General features: G+C 61.3%; 20 protein-coding genes. 7 read left to right on the top strand and 13 right to left on the bottom strand.

Going from position 1 to position 14,525, the window contains the following annotated elements:
• Positions 1-50 precede the first annotated feature (50 nt).
• Positions 51-1,184 (top strand): hypothetical protein, encoded by a 1,134-nt coding sequence (locus tag I6E56_RS00410; protein WP_197135385.1) that lies wholly within the window; start codon positions 51-53, stop codon positions 1,182-1,184.
• A gap of 26 nt (positions 1,185-1,210) precedes the next feature.
• On the opposite strand, the gene I6E56_RS00405 is transcribed toward I6E56_RS00410, so the two are convergent.
• Positions 1,211-1,735, bottom strand: a complete 525-nt coding sequence (locus I6E56_RS00405; RefSeq protein WP_197135384.1) for a DUF427 domain-containing protein — start codon at positions 1,733-1,735, stop codon at positions 1,211-1,213.
• A 79-nt stretch (positions 1,736-1,814) separates the two neighbouring features.
• Here I6E56_RS00405 and I6E56_RS00400 point away from each other — a divergent pair, with 79 nt between their 5' ends.
• Entirely contained in the window at positions 1,815-2,624 is an 810-nt protein-coding gene (locus I6E56_RS00400) for a DUF1206 domain-containing protein (RefSeq protein ID WP_197135383.1), read from the top strand.
• A 29-nt stretch (positions 2,625-2,653) separates the two neighbouring features.
• Here I6E56_RS00400 and I6E56_RS00395 read toward each other — a convergent pair whose 3' ends face one another.
• Both I6E56_RS00395 and I6E56_RS00390 read right to left on the bottom strand, forming a co-directional pair.
• Positions 2,654-3,802 carry an aromatic acid exporter family protein gene (locus tag I6E56_RS00395; protein WP_231606185.1) on the bottom strand — a complete coding sequence of 383 codons (1,149 nt, stop codon included), beginning with the start codon at positions 3,800-3,802 and terminating at the stop codon, positions 2,654-2,656.
• Complete coding sequence (locus I6E56_RS00390; protein ID WP_197135382.1) at positions 3,799-4,479, bottom strand: response regulator transcription factor; 681 nt, start codon at positions 4,477-4,479, stop codon at positions 3,799-3,801. Before I6E56_RS00390 ends, I6E56_RS00395 begins: the two co-directional genes overlap by 4 nt.
• A gap of 171 nt (positions 4,480-4,650) precedes the next feature.
• Between I6E56_RS00390 and I6E56_RS00385 the strand changes: the two genes are divergently transcribed.
• Both I6E56_RS00385 and I6E56_RS00380 read left to right on the top strand, forming a co-directional pair.
• Positions 4,651-4,824, top strand: a complete 174-nt coding sequence (locus I6E56_RS00385) for a CsbD family protein (RefSeq protein ID WP_197135381.1) — start codon at positions 4,651-4,653, stop codon at positions 4,822-4,824.
• A 72-nt stretch (positions 4,825-4,896) separates the two neighbouring features.
• On the top strand, positions 4,897-5,058 hold the full coding sequence (locus I6E56_RS00380; protein ID WP_197125027.1) for a hypothetical protein: 162 nt from the start codon (positions 4,897-4,899) through the stop codon (positions 5,056-5,058).
• A 118-nt stretch (positions 5,059-5,176) separates the two neighbouring features.
• Here I6E56_RS00380 and I6E56_RS00375 read toward each other — a convergent pair whose 3' ends face one another.
• The 3 genes from I6E56_RS00375 to I6E56_RS00365 all read right to left on the bottom strand — a co-directional run bounded on the left by I6E56_RS00375 (position 5,177) and on the right by I6E56_RS00365 (position 7,524).
• Positions 5,177-5,977, bottom strand: coding sequence for an SDR family oxidoreductase (locus I6E56_RS00375; RefSeq protein ID WP_197135380.1), 801 nt, complete (start codon positions 5,975-5,977; stop codon positions 5,177-5,179).
• A gap of 163 nt (positions 5,978-6,140) precedes the next feature.
• Positions 6,141-6,842: a spermidine synthase gene (locus I6E56_RS00370; RefSeq protein WP_197135379.1), complete on the bottom strand. Its 702-nt coding sequence runs from the start codon at positions 6,840-6,842 to the stop codon at positions 6,141-6,143.
• Positions 6,843-6,897: 55 nt separating this feature from the next.
• Positions 6,898-7,524, bottom strand: coding sequence for a carbonic anhydrase (locus I6E56_RS00365; RefSeq protein WP_307842692.1), 627 nt, complete (start codon positions 7,522-7,524; stop codon positions 6,898-6,900).
• A 164-nt stretch (positions 7,525-7,688) separates the two neighbouring features.
• Here I6E56_RS00365 and I6E56_RS00360 point away from each other — a divergent pair, with 164 nt between their 5' ends.
• Positions 7,689-8,414: a tyrosine-protein phosphatase gene (locus I6E56_RS00360; protein ID WP_197135378.1), complete on the top strand. Its 726-nt coding sequence runs from the start codon at positions 7,689-7,691 to the stop codon at positions 8,412-8,414.
• A 27-nt stretch (positions 8,415-8,441) separates the two neighbouring features.
• Here the strand turns inward: I6E56_RS00360 and I6E56_RS00355 are convergent, their stop codons facing one another.
• From I6E56_RS00355 to I6E56_RS00340, 4 genes are all read right to left on the bottom strand, one after another.
• Positions 8,442-9,434 (bottom strand): FHA domain-containing protein, encoded by a 993-nt coding sequence (locus I6E56_RS00355; protein ID WP_231606184.1) that lies wholly within the window; start codon positions 9,432-9,434, stop codon positions 8,442-8,444.
• A gap of 2 nt (positions 9,435-9,436) precedes the next feature.
• Positions 9,437-9,700: a hypothetical protein gene (locus I6E56_RS00350; RefSeq protein ID WP_197110045.1), complete on the bottom strand. Its 264-nt coding sequence runs from the start codon at positions 9,698-9,700 to the stop codon at positions 9,437-9,439.
• A 126-nt stretch (positions 9,701-9,826) separates the two neighbouring features.
• A complete protein-coding gene (locus I6E56_RS00345) occupies positions 9,827-11,164 on the bottom strand; it encodes an MFS transporter (protein ID WP_197135377.1) in 1,338 nt (445 codons plus the stop codon).
• Between the two features lie 10 nt (positions 11,165-11,174).
• Positions 11,175-11,756 (bottom strand): winged helix-turn-helix domain-containing protein, encoded by a 582-nt coding sequence (locus I6E56_RS00340; protein ID WP_197135376.1) that lies wholly within the window; start codon positions 11,754-11,756, stop codon positions 11,175-11,177.
• Between the two features lie 103 nt (positions 11,757-11,859).
• On the opposite strand from I6E56_RS00340, the gene I6E56_RS00335 reads away from it, so the two are divergent.
• Positions 11,860-12,258 carry a type II toxin-antitoxin system VapC family toxin gene (locus I6E56_RS00335; RefSeq protein WP_197135375.1) on the top strand — a complete coding sequence of 133 codons (399 nt, stop codon included), beginning with the start codon at positions 11,860-11,862 and terminating at the stop codon, positions 12,256-12,258.
• Between the two features lie 137 nt (positions 12,259-12,395).
• Positions 12,396-12,710, top strand: coding sequence for a DUF898 family protein (locus I6E56_RS00330; protein WP_197135374.1), 315 nt, complete (start codon positions 12,396-12,398; stop codon positions 12,708-12,710).
• 83 nt (positions 12,711-12,793) lie between these two features.
• On the opposite strand, the gene I6E56_RS00325 is transcribed toward I6E56_RS00330, so the two are convergent.
• The 3 genes from I6E56_RS00325 to I6E56_RS00315 form a co-directional block, all read right to left on the bottom strand.
• The gene (locus I6E56_RS00325; RefSeq protein WP_197135373.1) at positions 12,794-13,255 is read right to left on the bottom strand and encodes a hypothetical protein; all 462 of its coding nucleotides are present in this window, start codon (positions 13,253-13,255) and stop codon (positions 12,794-12,796) included.
• Positions 13,256-13,322: 67 nt separating this feature from the next.
• Complete coding sequence (locus I6E56_RS00320; protein WP_197135372.1) at positions 13,323-13,889, bottom strand: DUF4395 domain-containing protein; 567 nt, start codon at positions 13,887-13,889, stop codon at positions 13,323-13,325.
• A 69-nt stretch (positions 13,890-13,958) separates the two neighbouring features.
• Positions 13,959-14,408 carry a thioredoxin family protein gene (locus tag I6E56_RS00315; protein ID WP_197135371.1) on the bottom strand — a complete coding sequence of 150 codons (450 nt, stop codon included), beginning with the start codon at positions 14,406-14,408 and terminating at the stop codon, positions 13,959-13,961.
• Between the last annotated feature and the right edge of the window lie 117 nt (positions 14,409-14,525).

The raw sequence follows: 14,525 nt of genomic DNA, 5'->3' as shown, positions 1-14,525 counted from the left end.
GACCATATTGACCTGATTGCGCTCCCAGTCGTTCTGAGTATCGTGGCCCCATGAGCATCGACATCCCCTCTCATGAAGACCTAGTAGCACTTTCGCAGCAGCGAAACGTGGCAAGCGTTTCGCTGTATGTCTCGCCAGGATCGACCGATGGCGGGCCACCAATTGGCCGCGACACTGAGGCGGCGAGACTCGCGCTGCGCTCAGCAGCCACGGAAGCGATGGCAGAGCTCGGCGTGCTTGGCGTGGAGAAAGCCGAGCTGGATGCGATCGGCCAGTCGCTGGGAGCGTTGGATCACGACACCGAATTTTGGGCTTCTTCTGCGCGTTCAGTTGCCGTTTTTGTCTCGCCGGAGATCACCCAGTCGTTCCGCCTGCGCAATGAACTTCCCACTCTTGTTGCCATTGGTGATCGATTCGACCTCGGTCCGCTGCTGCGCGCCACCACGTTCGGCCATTCCGGCTATGTGCTCGCCGTGACGCTCGGCAGTGTGAGGCTTCTTTCCCTCAACGCCGATGATTCGAGCGACGAAATCGCGTTGCCTGACCTCCCCGAGGACCTCGGCAGAACGCTGGAAACCGCCGACAACCACGGCAAGGCAGACACTCCTCGAGCGGATGGCGCTCTGGGTTCGAAAGTGGAACTTCGTCGCTATTGCTCGCTGATTCAGGAGGCGCTGCTCCCCATCATCGGTGACTCGGGGTTGCCTTTGGTACTCGCCGCATCCTCAGACTTGCAGCCCGCGTATCGTGAAATCTCTACCTATCGCGGACTTCTCTCATCCGCCATCGATGCGAACCCCAGTTCGTTGTCCATCGATGATCTCGAGGATCGCGGCCGTGCACTTCTGGCCGAAAGGCACACCGACGAGCTCGCGTCGTGGTCTACGAAGTTCGGCAACAAACAGAGCAATGGACTCGCTAGCTCGCAAATGAGCGATGTTTCTCACGCCGCGGCCGCCGGACTCGTTGACACGCTTCTGTTCGATCTGGCTTCGACCGAGGAGGGCAGCATCGACGAATACGGCCAAATTGTGTTCGCCAGTGAGCCTGGCCCGAGCACCTACGGCCTCGTTGACGAGATCGCCGCGCGCGTGCTGCGCACAGGCGGCACGGTCAAAGCAGTTCGAAGTGACGACCTCCCCGACGACTCTCCCGTCGCCGCAACATTCCGCGGGCCGCTCTAAGTCTCGAAAGTTGGAGGGCGCTGCGGCTACCAGCCCATCGTGCCCGGCGCGCCCTTGAACGGCCCAACGAGGTTCTTGGTGATCCAGCCACCGTAGAAATCTCCCTCCTGAGAGGTCACTAGCTCGCCGTCGATCTCGCACGAGTCCATCTGGCCAGGGTAGAGCGCGACGCGCGAAGCAAGCTCCTCGAACCGGTGAGTGGGATCGGGATAAAACCAACCCGCTCGCTCGGCTACGACTCCCCCGGCGGTCACGTCGAAGTAGTGCGCTTCGCCCTTGAACTCGCAGAAACTCGTGCCGGGAACAGCAACGAGCGCGCCTCCTGGGAAGGCCGCGATCGGCAAGTAGTAGACGGGCGGATGACTCGTCTCGAGCACTCGCACAGCATCCGTCGTGTCCACAATCACGTGCCCGCCGAGCCGCACGACAACGCGCTGAGGCATGTGCTCCACTCGCGGAGGTCGCGGGTAATCCCACACTGACTCTTGGCCCGCTTTCGGCGTGATGGGAGTCGGGCGCGAAAGGCGGCGAGGTGCAGGTGCGGGGGTCATGAACCCATCCTGCATTCGCCTGCTGGGATGAGGCTGCGAGGTTCAAAACTCGTCACGTCTTTCATCTACACTGGCCGTCATGAATGATGCCTCAGCTTCAGATGCCGCGCGCAGCGCGAAAAATAGCACCGCACTGCAAGTTCTCGCCCGCCTTGGTTTTGCCGTTAACGGACTCGTGCACCTCCTCATTGGAGCACTCGCGATCGGCATCGCGACGGGTGGCGGCCAAACCGATGCTGACCAGTCCGGAGCGTTCCGGCAGTTGGCCTCGACTCCGGGCGGTGTATTTCTGCTCTGGGCCGTCGTCATAGGTATGTTCGCCCTCGGTCTGTGGCTGTTGATTTCGGCATTCCTCATGCAGCCTCAGGATTCGAAACGCAAATGGGCTCGTCGCGGCGCCGAAGCGGCGAAGGGCGTCACCTATTTCGCGCTGGGCTCTACGGCGCTGACATTCGCGCTCGGCGGTTCGTCAGACTCTTCGAGCAGCACGAGCAGTCTTACGGGCGAGCTCATGGGGAACCCCATCGGCATCGCGGTGCTCGTCGTTGCGGGCCTTGCGGTCATGGGCGTTGGCGGCTTCTTCATCTACAAGGGCGCGACCCGAAAGTTTACGGAGGACATCTCTGTGCCCGGAGGCACTGTGCGCAAGGCGGTTCTCGGACTCGGCTTTGCTGGCTATATCGCTAAGGGTATTGCGATCGGGGTTGTGGGCATCCTTGTCATCGCTGCTGCATTCACTCACGACCCCGAAAAGTCGTCAGGATTGGATGCTGCGCTCACGAGCCTCACCGAACTGCCTTTTGGTGTGGTGGTGCTGATCGTGATCGCCATCGGGCTCATTGCCTATGGCGTGTACTGCTTCATCCGGGCTCGCTACGCCCGGTTGTAGTGCGAGGCTGAGGCTGAAAGCTGGCGGCGCTAGCTCGCTTCGTTCGACGCTGCCTCATCCAGCTGTTCAGCCTGCTCCAGACGCGTATTCAGAGCCGCGAGGATTCGCGCGATATCCATGGAGATCGCAGCTGATGCACCCATCGTCGTCGCATTTGCGGTGTCTTTAGTAGCGTCCAGTTCCGCGGTTAGCGCTGCAAGAGCCTCCGTAGCGCGGTCGTGCGCCTCGTGACGTTCCTCCACGGAGTCCCAACTGTTGAGGGCGGTGGCGACGGCAGCAAGTGCAGCGCTGAGTGCTGGCCGCAATTCGGGCCTCAACTGCACCTTGATGGGAATACCCCACACGGCCCCAGTGAGTACATCGGTGATGTCCCTCACATGAAAAGTCACATTTTCGAGAGCCGCAAGATCGTCGTAATCTGCTTTCAGATCGCGACGATAGCGACGTGCTCGCGGGTTAGCTTTCCGGCTTTCGTCGGCGAGCAGCACCGCCTCACGCACCTGGCCAGATACGGCCATGAGCGAGTCTTTGCCCGAAGCCCACCCGTCTTTTTCGGGCGGCCAACTTTCAGCAAGAGCCTCAGCGATTTCGGAGAGGTGACTAGAGAGAACTGCGCGAAAGTTTGCCAGCTGTTGATCGACGGCGTTGTGGGTGAGTGCCGGAAAGATCAGCAGGTTCACGAGGAGCCCAACGACGATGCCCAGGGTGGCCTGCTCGAGGTAGCCGATTGAGTAGGAATCGGCATCCGGCCCGCCGATGATGAGCACGAAAAGCACTGTCACGGGGATGTACTCACGGTTAGCACCAAACCAGCCTGTCGCGGCGATGAGGGCACCGGCACCGACAGCAAGAGACGTCGTGATGACGCTCGGTGAGCTGAAGATAATCACGGCACCCGCCAGCACGATAGCCACCGCAAGACTGCCGATGGTTTGCGCCGCATTCTTCATCGAGCCCATGAGCGTGGGATACATAGCGACGATCGCGCCGAGCGGAGCGTAATACGGATAGTTATCGGCGACGCCCGGAAGATAGGGCGCGAGTTTCCAGGCGATGGCGACCGCGACCGCAGTTTTGGCGGCCTGCAGCATGCGCGCCCGGGTGAGATCTGACCGCATGCGTCCGGCAGTTTTCTTGACGGGCTCTAGCGAGGGCGCGGGTACGACGGGTCGTTTCATGCTTGCGGCGCGAGTTCGCTGCCACCGGGGGCAGGTTCCGGATGATCGACTCGAACTCGATCGGGGCGAAACCCATGTTCGATTCCCCACAGCACCGCGTTGGTGCGGCTTGTGGCGCCAATGCTTCGGTAGCAACTGCGAATGTAGGTCTTGATGGAGTTGATCGAAAGGTGCGTTCGTTCAGCGATTTCGGCGTTACTCAGCCCTTGGGTGATGAGCGCCAAGACCTCGGCTTCGCGCTCGGTGAGCCCTTCTTCGCGCCCGGGCCAGTCACCTGTGATCACGGTTGGAGTGCTCTTACCTCCGATATGAATCCGGTCGCCGCCCCGATTAATCGCCTCAAGAGCAGCGACGAACATGGAAGCCGGCAAGCCTTTAGAGATGTAGCCAGCGGCCCCGTTGGTGAGCACCGCTGCGATGTGGGTCGGATCGAGGTTCCACGAATACACGACGACGGCGCTGACGGCAGGGTTGGCCGCGAGAGCCTTCACGGCTACACGATCTCCTTGTGTTCCAGCGAACGTGTCGTACAGCGCGATGTCAACCGATTCGTCGACTTGTTTGTTGAGGTCAAGCTCGACCACCTGAATTCGATTCTGGTAGGAGCGCAGCATCCCGACGACGCCGCGCGCGACGACCTCATAATCGTTTACTAAAGCAATTCGTACGGCGTTCATGGCTCAACGATAGGTCGTCACGAAAACAAATGGGGAAAGTTCACCCCTAGGGGTGAAGCCTCACACCGAGTGCCCAGATTATTGTCAGCTTGTGGGGTGCCCGTCGCCCTCCGCCAGTGCAGACGGGCACACCACGCCAACCCACTCCCCCGAGAAAATAGGAGCTCCATAATGAGCGCTTCAGACAAAATCGAAAACGCTGCAGAAGACCTCACCGGCAAGGCTAAAGAAGCTGCGGGCAAGGCAACCAACAATGAAAAACTCGAAGCTGAGGGCAACGCCGATCAGGCGAAGGCCAGCCTCAAGAAGGCCGGCGAGAACGTGAAGGATGCTGTCTCCGAGTAACACTCGCCGCTACTCGCTTACCCGCTGCAACTCGCTTACTCCCCCTCAACTCCTTTCGAAAGGTATCCCCTTATGAACACTCTCCTCATCATCGTCGCCGTTATCGCCATCGCCCTGCTGCTCACGGGTGGCCTCGTGCAGTCGCTCAACTTCCTCCTCTGGGTGGGAGTCGTTCTGGCTGTGCTTGCAGTGATCGCGTTCCTGTTCCGCACCATTTCTGGACGCAAGGCCTAAACAGCCTCGCGTTCCGCACGCGAAAGCCCACGACTCCAAGGATGCAGTCGTGGGCTTTCGTGTTGTCTAGGCGACGTCTGGCGCGCCTGCGTTCAGGGCGCTACCGAGGCGCGATCCGCTAGATGCTGTTGTGGTCCTTGACGGCCGCTTCCATGTCCGCGAGGCCATCGGCCATAGCGGCATCGACAGCGAGCGGATCGGAGTGGTTGAGTTCCTGCATGCTGCGAGCTCGCTCGTGCGTTGCGTTGATTTCGTACTCGTCGTTGCTGAGACCCGAGATCACGCGATCGACAACACCAGAGACGGGTCCGCGCTTCCAGTCAGCGTTCTGGCTGCTCATCATTTCGGTGTCTGTGGCGCCCGGGTAGACGGTCGAGACGTGCACTCCCGTACCGTGAAGCTCGCGGCGCATCGCTTCTCCGAATGCTGCGAGGCCCGACTTGGTTGCGGCGTAGACGGCGTAGAACGGCATCGCAACGAGAGCGATCTCGCTGGAGATGTTGACGATGAGGCTTCCCCCTGCGGCGCCGCTGGTGCGCAGGCGCGGCAAGAGTGCTTGCGTGAGGAGCACTGGTGCGGTCAGGTTGAGGTCGATCATCGCGGTGGCCTCGGCTGCGGTGGCTTCCTCGAGTCGCCCAGCGCGCACGTTACCGGCGTTGTTGACGAGAAGGTCGAGGGTGTCCCACGACTTCACGGCCTCGGCTACGTTGGCTGCGGCATCCGCTTGGCCCAGATCTTGGACGAGGATTTCGGATGTTCCGCCGGCTTCTTTGACAAGTTCTGCGGTCTTCTGCAGCGTCTCTGCTGTGCGGCCGACGAGCAGCAGGTGTGCGCCCTTAGCGGCGAAATCGAGGGCGAGGGCTTGCCCGATTCCTTGGCCTGCTCCGGTGATGATTCCGTGGCGGTTCGTGAGGTCCATGTGGGGATCCTTCCTGTTCTGGGGACGGAGCCCAGTAGAGCCCCGGGAACAATCTCTCGTTCTGTACGGGACGCTAGCACGGCAAACTGCGCTTTGCTACCGAACGGTTCTATATCGAGGTTTCACACAGCAAAGCGCAGTTGCGCGATGTGTGGGGAGGGCTCTACTCGCCACGAATCGCGACGTACACCGTGTTGGATGACACCCCACCGGTGAGCGCATTATCGAAGTCGACCGCGTGCGCGATGGGGCTCTCGAACACCTGGCCGAGGCGCTCCATGAATTCGGCATCGGAAGGGTCATCCGACCACAATGCGAAGACGCCACCGACGGTGAGATGGGCTCGCACACGACGAAGACCTTCGACGGTGTAGAGGTCGGCGTGGCTGGGGTCGAGCTGGTGCCGGGGTGAGTGGTCGACATCCAGAAGAATCACGTCGTAGGGCACCGTCGGTTCGGCGCGCATCACGGCGAAGAAGTCGGCGTGGGTGAGAGTGGTGCGGCTATCACCCGTGAGTTCGGCAGACACCGGCAGCAAGCCACGATTGTGCCAATCAATCACGGCCGGCAGAGCATCGATCACTTCGAGCGAAGTCACGCGCGGATCGGCGAGAGCGGCAACGGCCGTGTAGCCAAGGCCGAGCCCGCCGTTGACGACGCGCAGTCCATCCCCGGTAGCCGCCGCAAGCCCGAGATCGGAAAGCGCGATTTCGGCGACAGTGAAGAGGCTCGACATGAGGTACTCATCGCCGAGTTTGACCTCATAGACGTCAACGTCAAGCGTTGGCTCGCGCCGGCGTCGCAGGTTGAGCTCCCCCATCGGGGTCTCTTGAAAGTCGAGCTCTTCGAAGCGGGAGATAGCCATGGGTCGAGCCTACGTGTCGACAACCGTCGCTGACACCGCGCGGGTTTGGGTAGCTCTAGGCCGCAGCACCTGCCGCGGTTGCCTCCGGCACTTCGATGAGCTGCCCGGTAGCGACGTCGTAGATGTAGCCATAGACCGGAATACGGCTCGGAACCAGAGGGTGAGCCTTGATTCGGGTGACGTCTTCGAGCACGCTCTCGGCCTGGTCAGCGATGGTGAGCCAGTCAATATATTTGGCTTCGGCCGAGCCTGGACCGGTGCCCACGTCTTCGAATCCGGCATCGCCCAGAGCAGCGGTCTCAAGGCTGTTGGCCAGGAGCCCCCGCATGACGTCATCGGTGAAGAACTGCATCCCGCAGTTGGTGTGGTGAATCACGAGCCACTCCTTCGTGCCGAGGAGTTTGTACGAAATCACGAGCGACCGGATGGCGTCGTCGGATGCGCGTCCTCCCGCATTGCGGATGACGTGCGCGTCGCCCTCACTCAAGCCGGCGTATTGTGCAGGGTCCAGGCGCGCATCCATGCAGGTAAGGATCGCGAAGCCACGAGCCGGCGGCAAAGCGAGTTCGGATTTGTCGCCAAAGTTTTCGGCATAGGTGGCGTTGGCGGAGAGGACTTCGTCGAGCACTGACATGGTGCGCTCCTTCGTGGGTTCGGGGTTAGCAACGGATGTCGTTGACACGTCGCGAGCATAATCACCGATCCCGGGTAACGGCCGATTGTTTCGCTGAACTGCAGAGCTACGCCTCACTGCCAGCTCTCTGCGGAGGCGCGCAAACATCTGAATTCGCCGTGATCCGTGGCGCCACTCTGGCCTGTGCTGCGACCGATCCCTATGCTGAGGAAATGACAACACTTGAGTGGGATGGCTATATCAATGCCCGAGACTTGGGAGGGTTTCCGACAGCGCTGTCGAGCACCGGGGCGACCATTTCAGGCCGAATTGCGCGAGGGCCGCGCCGGGAACGTCTAACCGCGGCCGGGTGGAACGATGCTCGCTCGTGGGGTTTGGCATCCGTCGTCGATCTCCGCTGCGAGCATGAAGTAGGTGCAGGCCAGGGCGATCACGACATTGCGGATGACGTGCTCACTGGCATCTCCATCGTCAACGCCCCGACCGAGGATCAAGATGATCCCGAGTTCTGGGAGACCTGCGCCCCCATTCTTGACTCCCCCGAATACTGGCAGCACAACTGGCGGTTGCAACCCCAACTAGTGCGGGGCGCGCTCGAGGCAATCGCCGCTGCCACCCCCGGAACGCTCGTGCATTGCAGCGCCGGTCGCGATCGCACCGGCATGATCAGCGCTCTACTCCTCGGCAACGCTGGAGTTGAACCCGACGCGGTCGTCGCCGATTACGCCGCCTCCGTTCACGCGATGGCTGTCGTTGCGCAGGTGACTCCCGACGAAGATCCCCAAGTCGTGCAGACGCCCGAAGAAGTCGACGAATGGATGTTCGACAAACTGCCACTCGTGCATGACACCGCCACGCGTGCTCATGAGGTCTTCGACCTCCTCGACGTCTCAATTGCGACGCGCTCAACCTTGCGCAGGCTGCTCATCGAGCAGTAGCCCACGCAAGAAGCGAACTGTCGGCCTTTAGGGCGTCTCCGGAACTTCCGGCCCCTCGGGCTGTGTGGCCGGTGCGGATTCCGGTGCATTTCGGTGCCGCCCGGGTTGCGGTTTCTGGTGCCCCATTTCGCCTCCGATGCGACCGCCGAATGGCCGACCGTGGTCGGCGTATTCTTCGCGGAAGAACCCGAGGCGCCACTCGCCCATTTCCATTCGCGCGCCCGTTCTGAGCGTGCGTGCGCCGGGATCCTGCCCTGTGAGCGGGCGCGAACCGCCACCCACGGCACCGATGGCGTGGAGCACGTACTCATCGTCATCATCGTGGCGGATTTCGGCGTGGATTGGCTCGAGGCCGGGAAGCTGCAGGTCCGCGGCAGAAGACGATCCAATAGTGGTGACTTCTGATCGCAGCTCGAACTCTCGCGGCATCTGGCCGTTCCAGTTTTCGGAGCCCACAACGAAGAACAGTCGAGGTCGCCCCGCACCCGCCGTGTAGTGCGTTGTGGTGATCTGTTTGCGAACAAACCGATCGAACGTCGGCACCAGCGGCAGCAGCGTGCTTGGCGGAAACTGCATTTCGGATGCCGTCGCCGCGCCCGCATCACGGCGCCGCAGCAGCGGAGCAATCGCAGCGCGACTCCCCAGCGAAATGTGCGGAGAGCCAGTAAGCACTCGTTGCGCGACCGAAGGCTTGATCGCCCCGACACGAGCGATGAGACCGAGCGGCCCTGAGAGCGCGACGGTTAGCCCGCGGTCCGCCAAGACTTTGGCCACGCTACGCACGTCTTTGAGCTTCACCGTTCGTGCCTGAAGGAACAGCTCTGGCTTGCTCGAAAATACTTCGATGTCCATGCCGCTGGCACTGATGGTGCCCGTCATCTTCTCGGTCTCGAGCGGCGCGGCTCCAGACTCACCGCTGCCTGATGACGCGTCATCCGCATCGTCAAGTATCGGTTCGATGAGGGAGAACGCTAGATCGATGTCGAGCCTCGTTGGCGTACTCGTCGTTGAGGTACTCATCGTTACGGGGCGGTCGGTTCGGAGCCGGATCCCTCGCTCGTGGTCACCCTGAGAGTGCCGTTGAGCTTCCAGGTGGCACGCGGCGCATCCTGACCAACATCGCGGGGAACTTCGACCGTCATGTCGATGAAGTTGTAGTCAATGACAGCACTGCGACCCGTGAGATACGACCACATTTCTTTGCCAAGATCTGTCCAGTCTTGGATGTTGTGGGCGTCGGGGCCTGAACCGTTTTCGGCGGCTGCTGGGCTGTTGAGATCAGACATGGTTTCGTCCTTTTCGCTCGCGTTGAGGAATCGGGCAACCATCGTGTTCGGTAGCCGCCCACTGTAATGCCACGATAATCGCGTGCCTCAGACGGCGGAAGAGTTGCGGCCCAGGTCACGGCATTCTCACTGGGAAGGCCAGCGTGCCGAGTGCATCGCAGACGCTTGACCACGCGGCCATACCTGGCCAAACACCTTCCACAACATCGGAAGGAGCACGGCAGAGACTGCTAAAAGAAAGCCGCCGAAGACAAGGAAGACTGCGGGCGCACCGGCCGCAGCAGCAATGAGTCCTGCGAGTCCGGCACCAATGGGCAAGGCGAGACGTGCAAGTACGAGGTAGGTACTGCTGACACGACCGAGTAGGCGCGGCTCCACGGTGGCTTGTCTTATGGTGATGGTCATTACGTTCCAGAGCGTTACGGCGGCACCATTGAATGCGAGCAGCACAGAGGCGAGCCAGAGTTCGCGCGTCCAGGTGAGGGCGATGATCGAGGCACTGCTCACGAGCACTGCGGTGAGCGCCGCACTCGGTGCCCCTAGTGTTCGGATCACCCGGACCGCGAGTCGAGCGCCCGCCAAAGATCCGACCGCTGACAATGCCAGCATGATCCCGAATCCGATTTCTCCAGAATCAAGATTTCGAAGGGCGTAAATGGCGGCAACGCCCCAGAATGCGCCGGATACGCCCGCCCACACCGCCAGCAGCAGTGACATGGCACCAAGCAGTCGGGAGTGAGTCACGACGCGGATGCCGTCAGCTAGTTCACGAACGAACTTACGGATGCTGCCTGCCGCGCGGTCGCCGCCGCGGTAATCGGTCCGCTCCGCTGCGCGATGTAACGGGTGCTCCCCTGCGTGCGCCGCCTGATCGCTGTGAGTCTCGCTCTCCCGCTCTCCGAGCGACAACATCCCGACCGCCGCGACTGCGAGCAGCAGCACGTTAGCCACGACAGGCAGCGGTTGGGCCACCGCGAAGAGGATACCGCCGAGCGCTCGCCCGACGAACATTTCGCCGACAATTTGCCCCGACTGCAGGTCAGAGTTAGCGCGGCTCAGCCCTGCGGCAGGAACGAGTCCCGGAAGCATTGCGTGGGCGGCGGGATCAGAGACGGCCTCTGCCACGCCATACAGAAACGCCGCCGCGCACAACATACTGATGTCGAGATTCCCGAGGGCAATTGCGAACGCCACCCACGTCAACACCGCCGCGCGAACAATCTGCGAACCGGCGATCAGTCGGCGCTTGCGCACCCGGTCAACGACAACACCGGCAATCTGCCCAAACATCAACGCCGGCAAATAGGTGAAGACAGTCACCAACGCAATGAGCGTGGGGTTCTGAGTGAGCTGTGTCGCCAATAACGGCAAGGCAACGAGCCGGATACCGTCGCCAATGTTCGTCGCAGTGAGTGCACTCCAGAAAACCCAGAATGGTCGCCCAAGCTGAGACTCGGTGGCCACGATCAGATTGTCATTCGGCGGCTGAACCGAAGGTGAAGGCACCAAGAGTGACGACGTCTCCCGCCTCGGTCTCGAGTTCGCGGATCGATGCCAGCGCAGCTTCCAACAGAACGATCGCTTTCTCTTTTCCTGCAGCATCCAGTCGCGCCGGGCAAACGAGCAATCGCTGGGATGCACTTGCTTCCATCTGCGAAGCTAACGCGCGAAGCACTGCGGGCCGCGAGCGGGGAGTTGTCGACTCTGGGCTGCCCGCCATTGATGCGGCGCTCAGCGCCCAGAGTTGCTGGTGCCCACCGCGAACGTTTCGCTCGGCAGATTGGCGAACGATTCCGGCACGCTCCAGCACACGCAAGTGGTAGCTGATGCTTCCCTTGCGCAGGCCCAACTCGGTGGCGAGTTCTGCCATTGTCCACTCGCGATCGCGCAGCAGTCTGAGCATGTCGAGGCGCACAGAATTGGCGAGCGCACGGAGGTCGGCGTCGCCTTCGCGATTCCCTTGAGCGGGATTCTGCTTGGCAGGATTTTGCTTGGCAGGATTCACCGCAGCGATGATTGCGTCGGTGTCGTCCGTTTCGGCTCCGGTGTTGGTCACATTATTAGTGTCAACGAATGTCTACACTTCTGTCAAGACCTCCACGATACGATTCACGCCGTCGCCCCTGTACTTTGCTAGCGGTCGACAGCACAATATTCACATGACCCGCTATGCGATCGACGCTCCCACCGCGATCCGGCTCGCGCGCGAGAAGATCATTGTCTCCGCAGAGCATCAACTTGTCGCGCCGAATGTCTTGCGATCACAGGCGCTGTCGATTCTCTACTCCCAAGCGCGCGCGGGAGAACTGAGTCAGGATGATGCCCTAGAAATACTGAATCGCATCACCACCATGCGCATCCGTCTTCTCGGCGACCGCGTATCCCGTGCGACGGCGTGGAAGATTGCCGCGAGTCTCGATTGGCCCGACACAAACGATGCCGAGTACGTCGCGGTCGCGCAGCTACAAGCTGATGCTTTTGTCACTGTGGATGCCGACTTCCGACGACGCATCGAGGGGACCGTCACGCTCGCACCGTGGGAGTCGCTAGCCAGCTAGCGCTGACGCCCGGCTCACTTTCGCTGCCCACAGCCGCCGCCTCACACTGGGGTCATCGATTGGCGAAAGTGGCGAACACTCAATGTTACGTTCAGGAAGCACACAGATTACCGCGCACCTGATATTAGGGATTTCCCATGGCACGTAACGGCAGCTTTACCTTCGACGGAGGGGCCGGCACCTACTTCGGCACCGCATTCCTTGGCGGTCTCATCACATTCTTAACATTAGGAATCTGCTACCCATTTAGCTTGGTGCTTACCGAACGTTGGCGCGCTAAGCACTCGTTCATCGACGGTCAGCCGTTGATTTTCACGGGCACCGGATTGGGACTCTTCGGCCTCTGGATCAAATGGTTCTTTCTCATCGTGATCACGCTGGGCATCTACGGCTTCTGGGTCGCACCGCGAATCGCTAAGTGGAAGTGGGAGCACACCAGCGTCTCGCTCTAACCAAGCGTCGGGGTGCGTGTTCACGTTGCAGGAGCACGCACCACTCAAGCTTTCACTAACGGCATTCGCTTTCTACGGATTAGCTATCCAGCTTTTTGAGGCGCGATCGCCGGAATCAGCTTTCGAGCCGTCACGACCACGAAGACGATGAGGAGCACGAAGATCGTGCCGTCGGCTGCGATGTAGAAGTAGTGCCAGAGCGAGCCGCCGGTGTCTACGCCAGCGATGACGGCATCCGTTCGCGCATTGAGCGGCGGACGGATGATCAGGATCTGAGTGAGCAGCACCACCCACAGGCCAACGAGTAGCCCCCACTGCAGTCGTGATGCGCGCGGTCGAATCATCGCGAGCGTCAGGATCGCGACCAACACCAACGCCGTGGTGTTCATGGCGAAGAAGACGAGGCGACCGATGCCGAGGCCGAGCTCAAGCGTGATTCCCGGTGCCTGAAATTTCAGCGGCGTCTCCACGAAGGAGATGGCGATGATCAGCCCCAGCCAGATTGCGGGGATGATCAGGCGGAGAGTCAGGCTCGTGCGTTGCATGCATCCAACGTATCCCGAAAGGCCTGACGTTTCCCGGGCTCGCAGTTACGCTCCGCCGCCTAAGAACTTAGGCAGCGGAGCGAGCGCGACCAACCAGCCCGGCACGCACGAGCAGCACGTAGAGCTGGCATCCGAGGCAGTAGTCAAAGACCGAGTTCAGGAACGCGGCGATGAACGCGAAGGCCGCAAAGATGACGAGCGCGTAGGGCACCGCGAGCAAGTGCAGAACGATGCCGATCACGGTCACCACGAGGCCAACGCCCTGCGAGAACGTCGGCGGGCGCGGGTCTTCGAGGTGACTCGGTGCGCTCAGGCGCGGACGAATCGCTGCCTTGAAGAAGAACCCATAGGGGTGACGCTGAATGCCAGCGAACGCGCCCCACGCGAAGAGCACTGCGATGGCGGTGAGAAGAAGGAAGGCTGGCTGGGTCGCGCGTTCGGCGAGTGCGGCTGGTACGGCTGCCGCGGCATCCAATCCAAGCCCGATGACGGTGAGGAGAAGTACGGCGGTGATGCCGGCGCCGAAGCGAGGACCACGCGGGTCGATTCCGGCCTGGCCGGGCTTTGCTGCGAGAGCTGCTTTGGAGCCGGAGAGCTGGGCCTGCTCGGTGGCGCGGGTGTCATTCGAAGTCATGGGAGTCGCTATCTGTGGTGCTCCGCGTGGGAGCGCTGTCTCGGGGTGGACGGGTGCGGTGACTAGTTTTTAGACCAGCGCGGGGCTGAGCATCCGGTGCAGTTCGGCACGGACATCGTTGATTTTGGGGGCTCCACCGATGCGGGCCTGCAGCACACCGTTGCCATCGAGGATGAACGTGGTCGGAGACTGCAACAGATTGAACTGGTTGGCGATTTCGGGGCGCGAGGTGACATCCACGTCGACGTGAACGACAGAGCCGGTTCCATCATCGAATTCGTCGGCGAGGGCGCTCAACTGTGTGCGAACCGTGGGGCAGATTGCGCAGGCTTCGGTTGAGAACTGAACCAGAGTCACGCGGCTGCCGAACGGTGCGGCACCGGGAATCGTGATGCGTTTCGCCTCGTGAGCCGCGGCGGTGGTGCGGGTTCGTTGGATGCGGCCCGTGCGAGCGCGCCAGACGAGCCCCAGGACGGTCGACAAAACCACCAAGCCAATAAGCAGGAACGCGGTTTCCACAGAATTCACCTCTTCATAATATTTTTCGGTGACGCGCACCGGGCGTGTGTGACGGTACGTTACGCCGGCGATTGAGGCCGGTGCGGTCGTCGCTCTCGTGTGCAACACCGACAACGC

The organism is Salinibacterium sp. NK8237 (assembly GCF_015864955.1).
Classification (GTDB): Bacteria; Actinomycetota; Actinomycetes; order Actinomycetales; family Microbacteriaceae; genus Rhodoglobus.
This window is presented reverse-complemented; position numbering and strand designations above follow the sequence as displayed.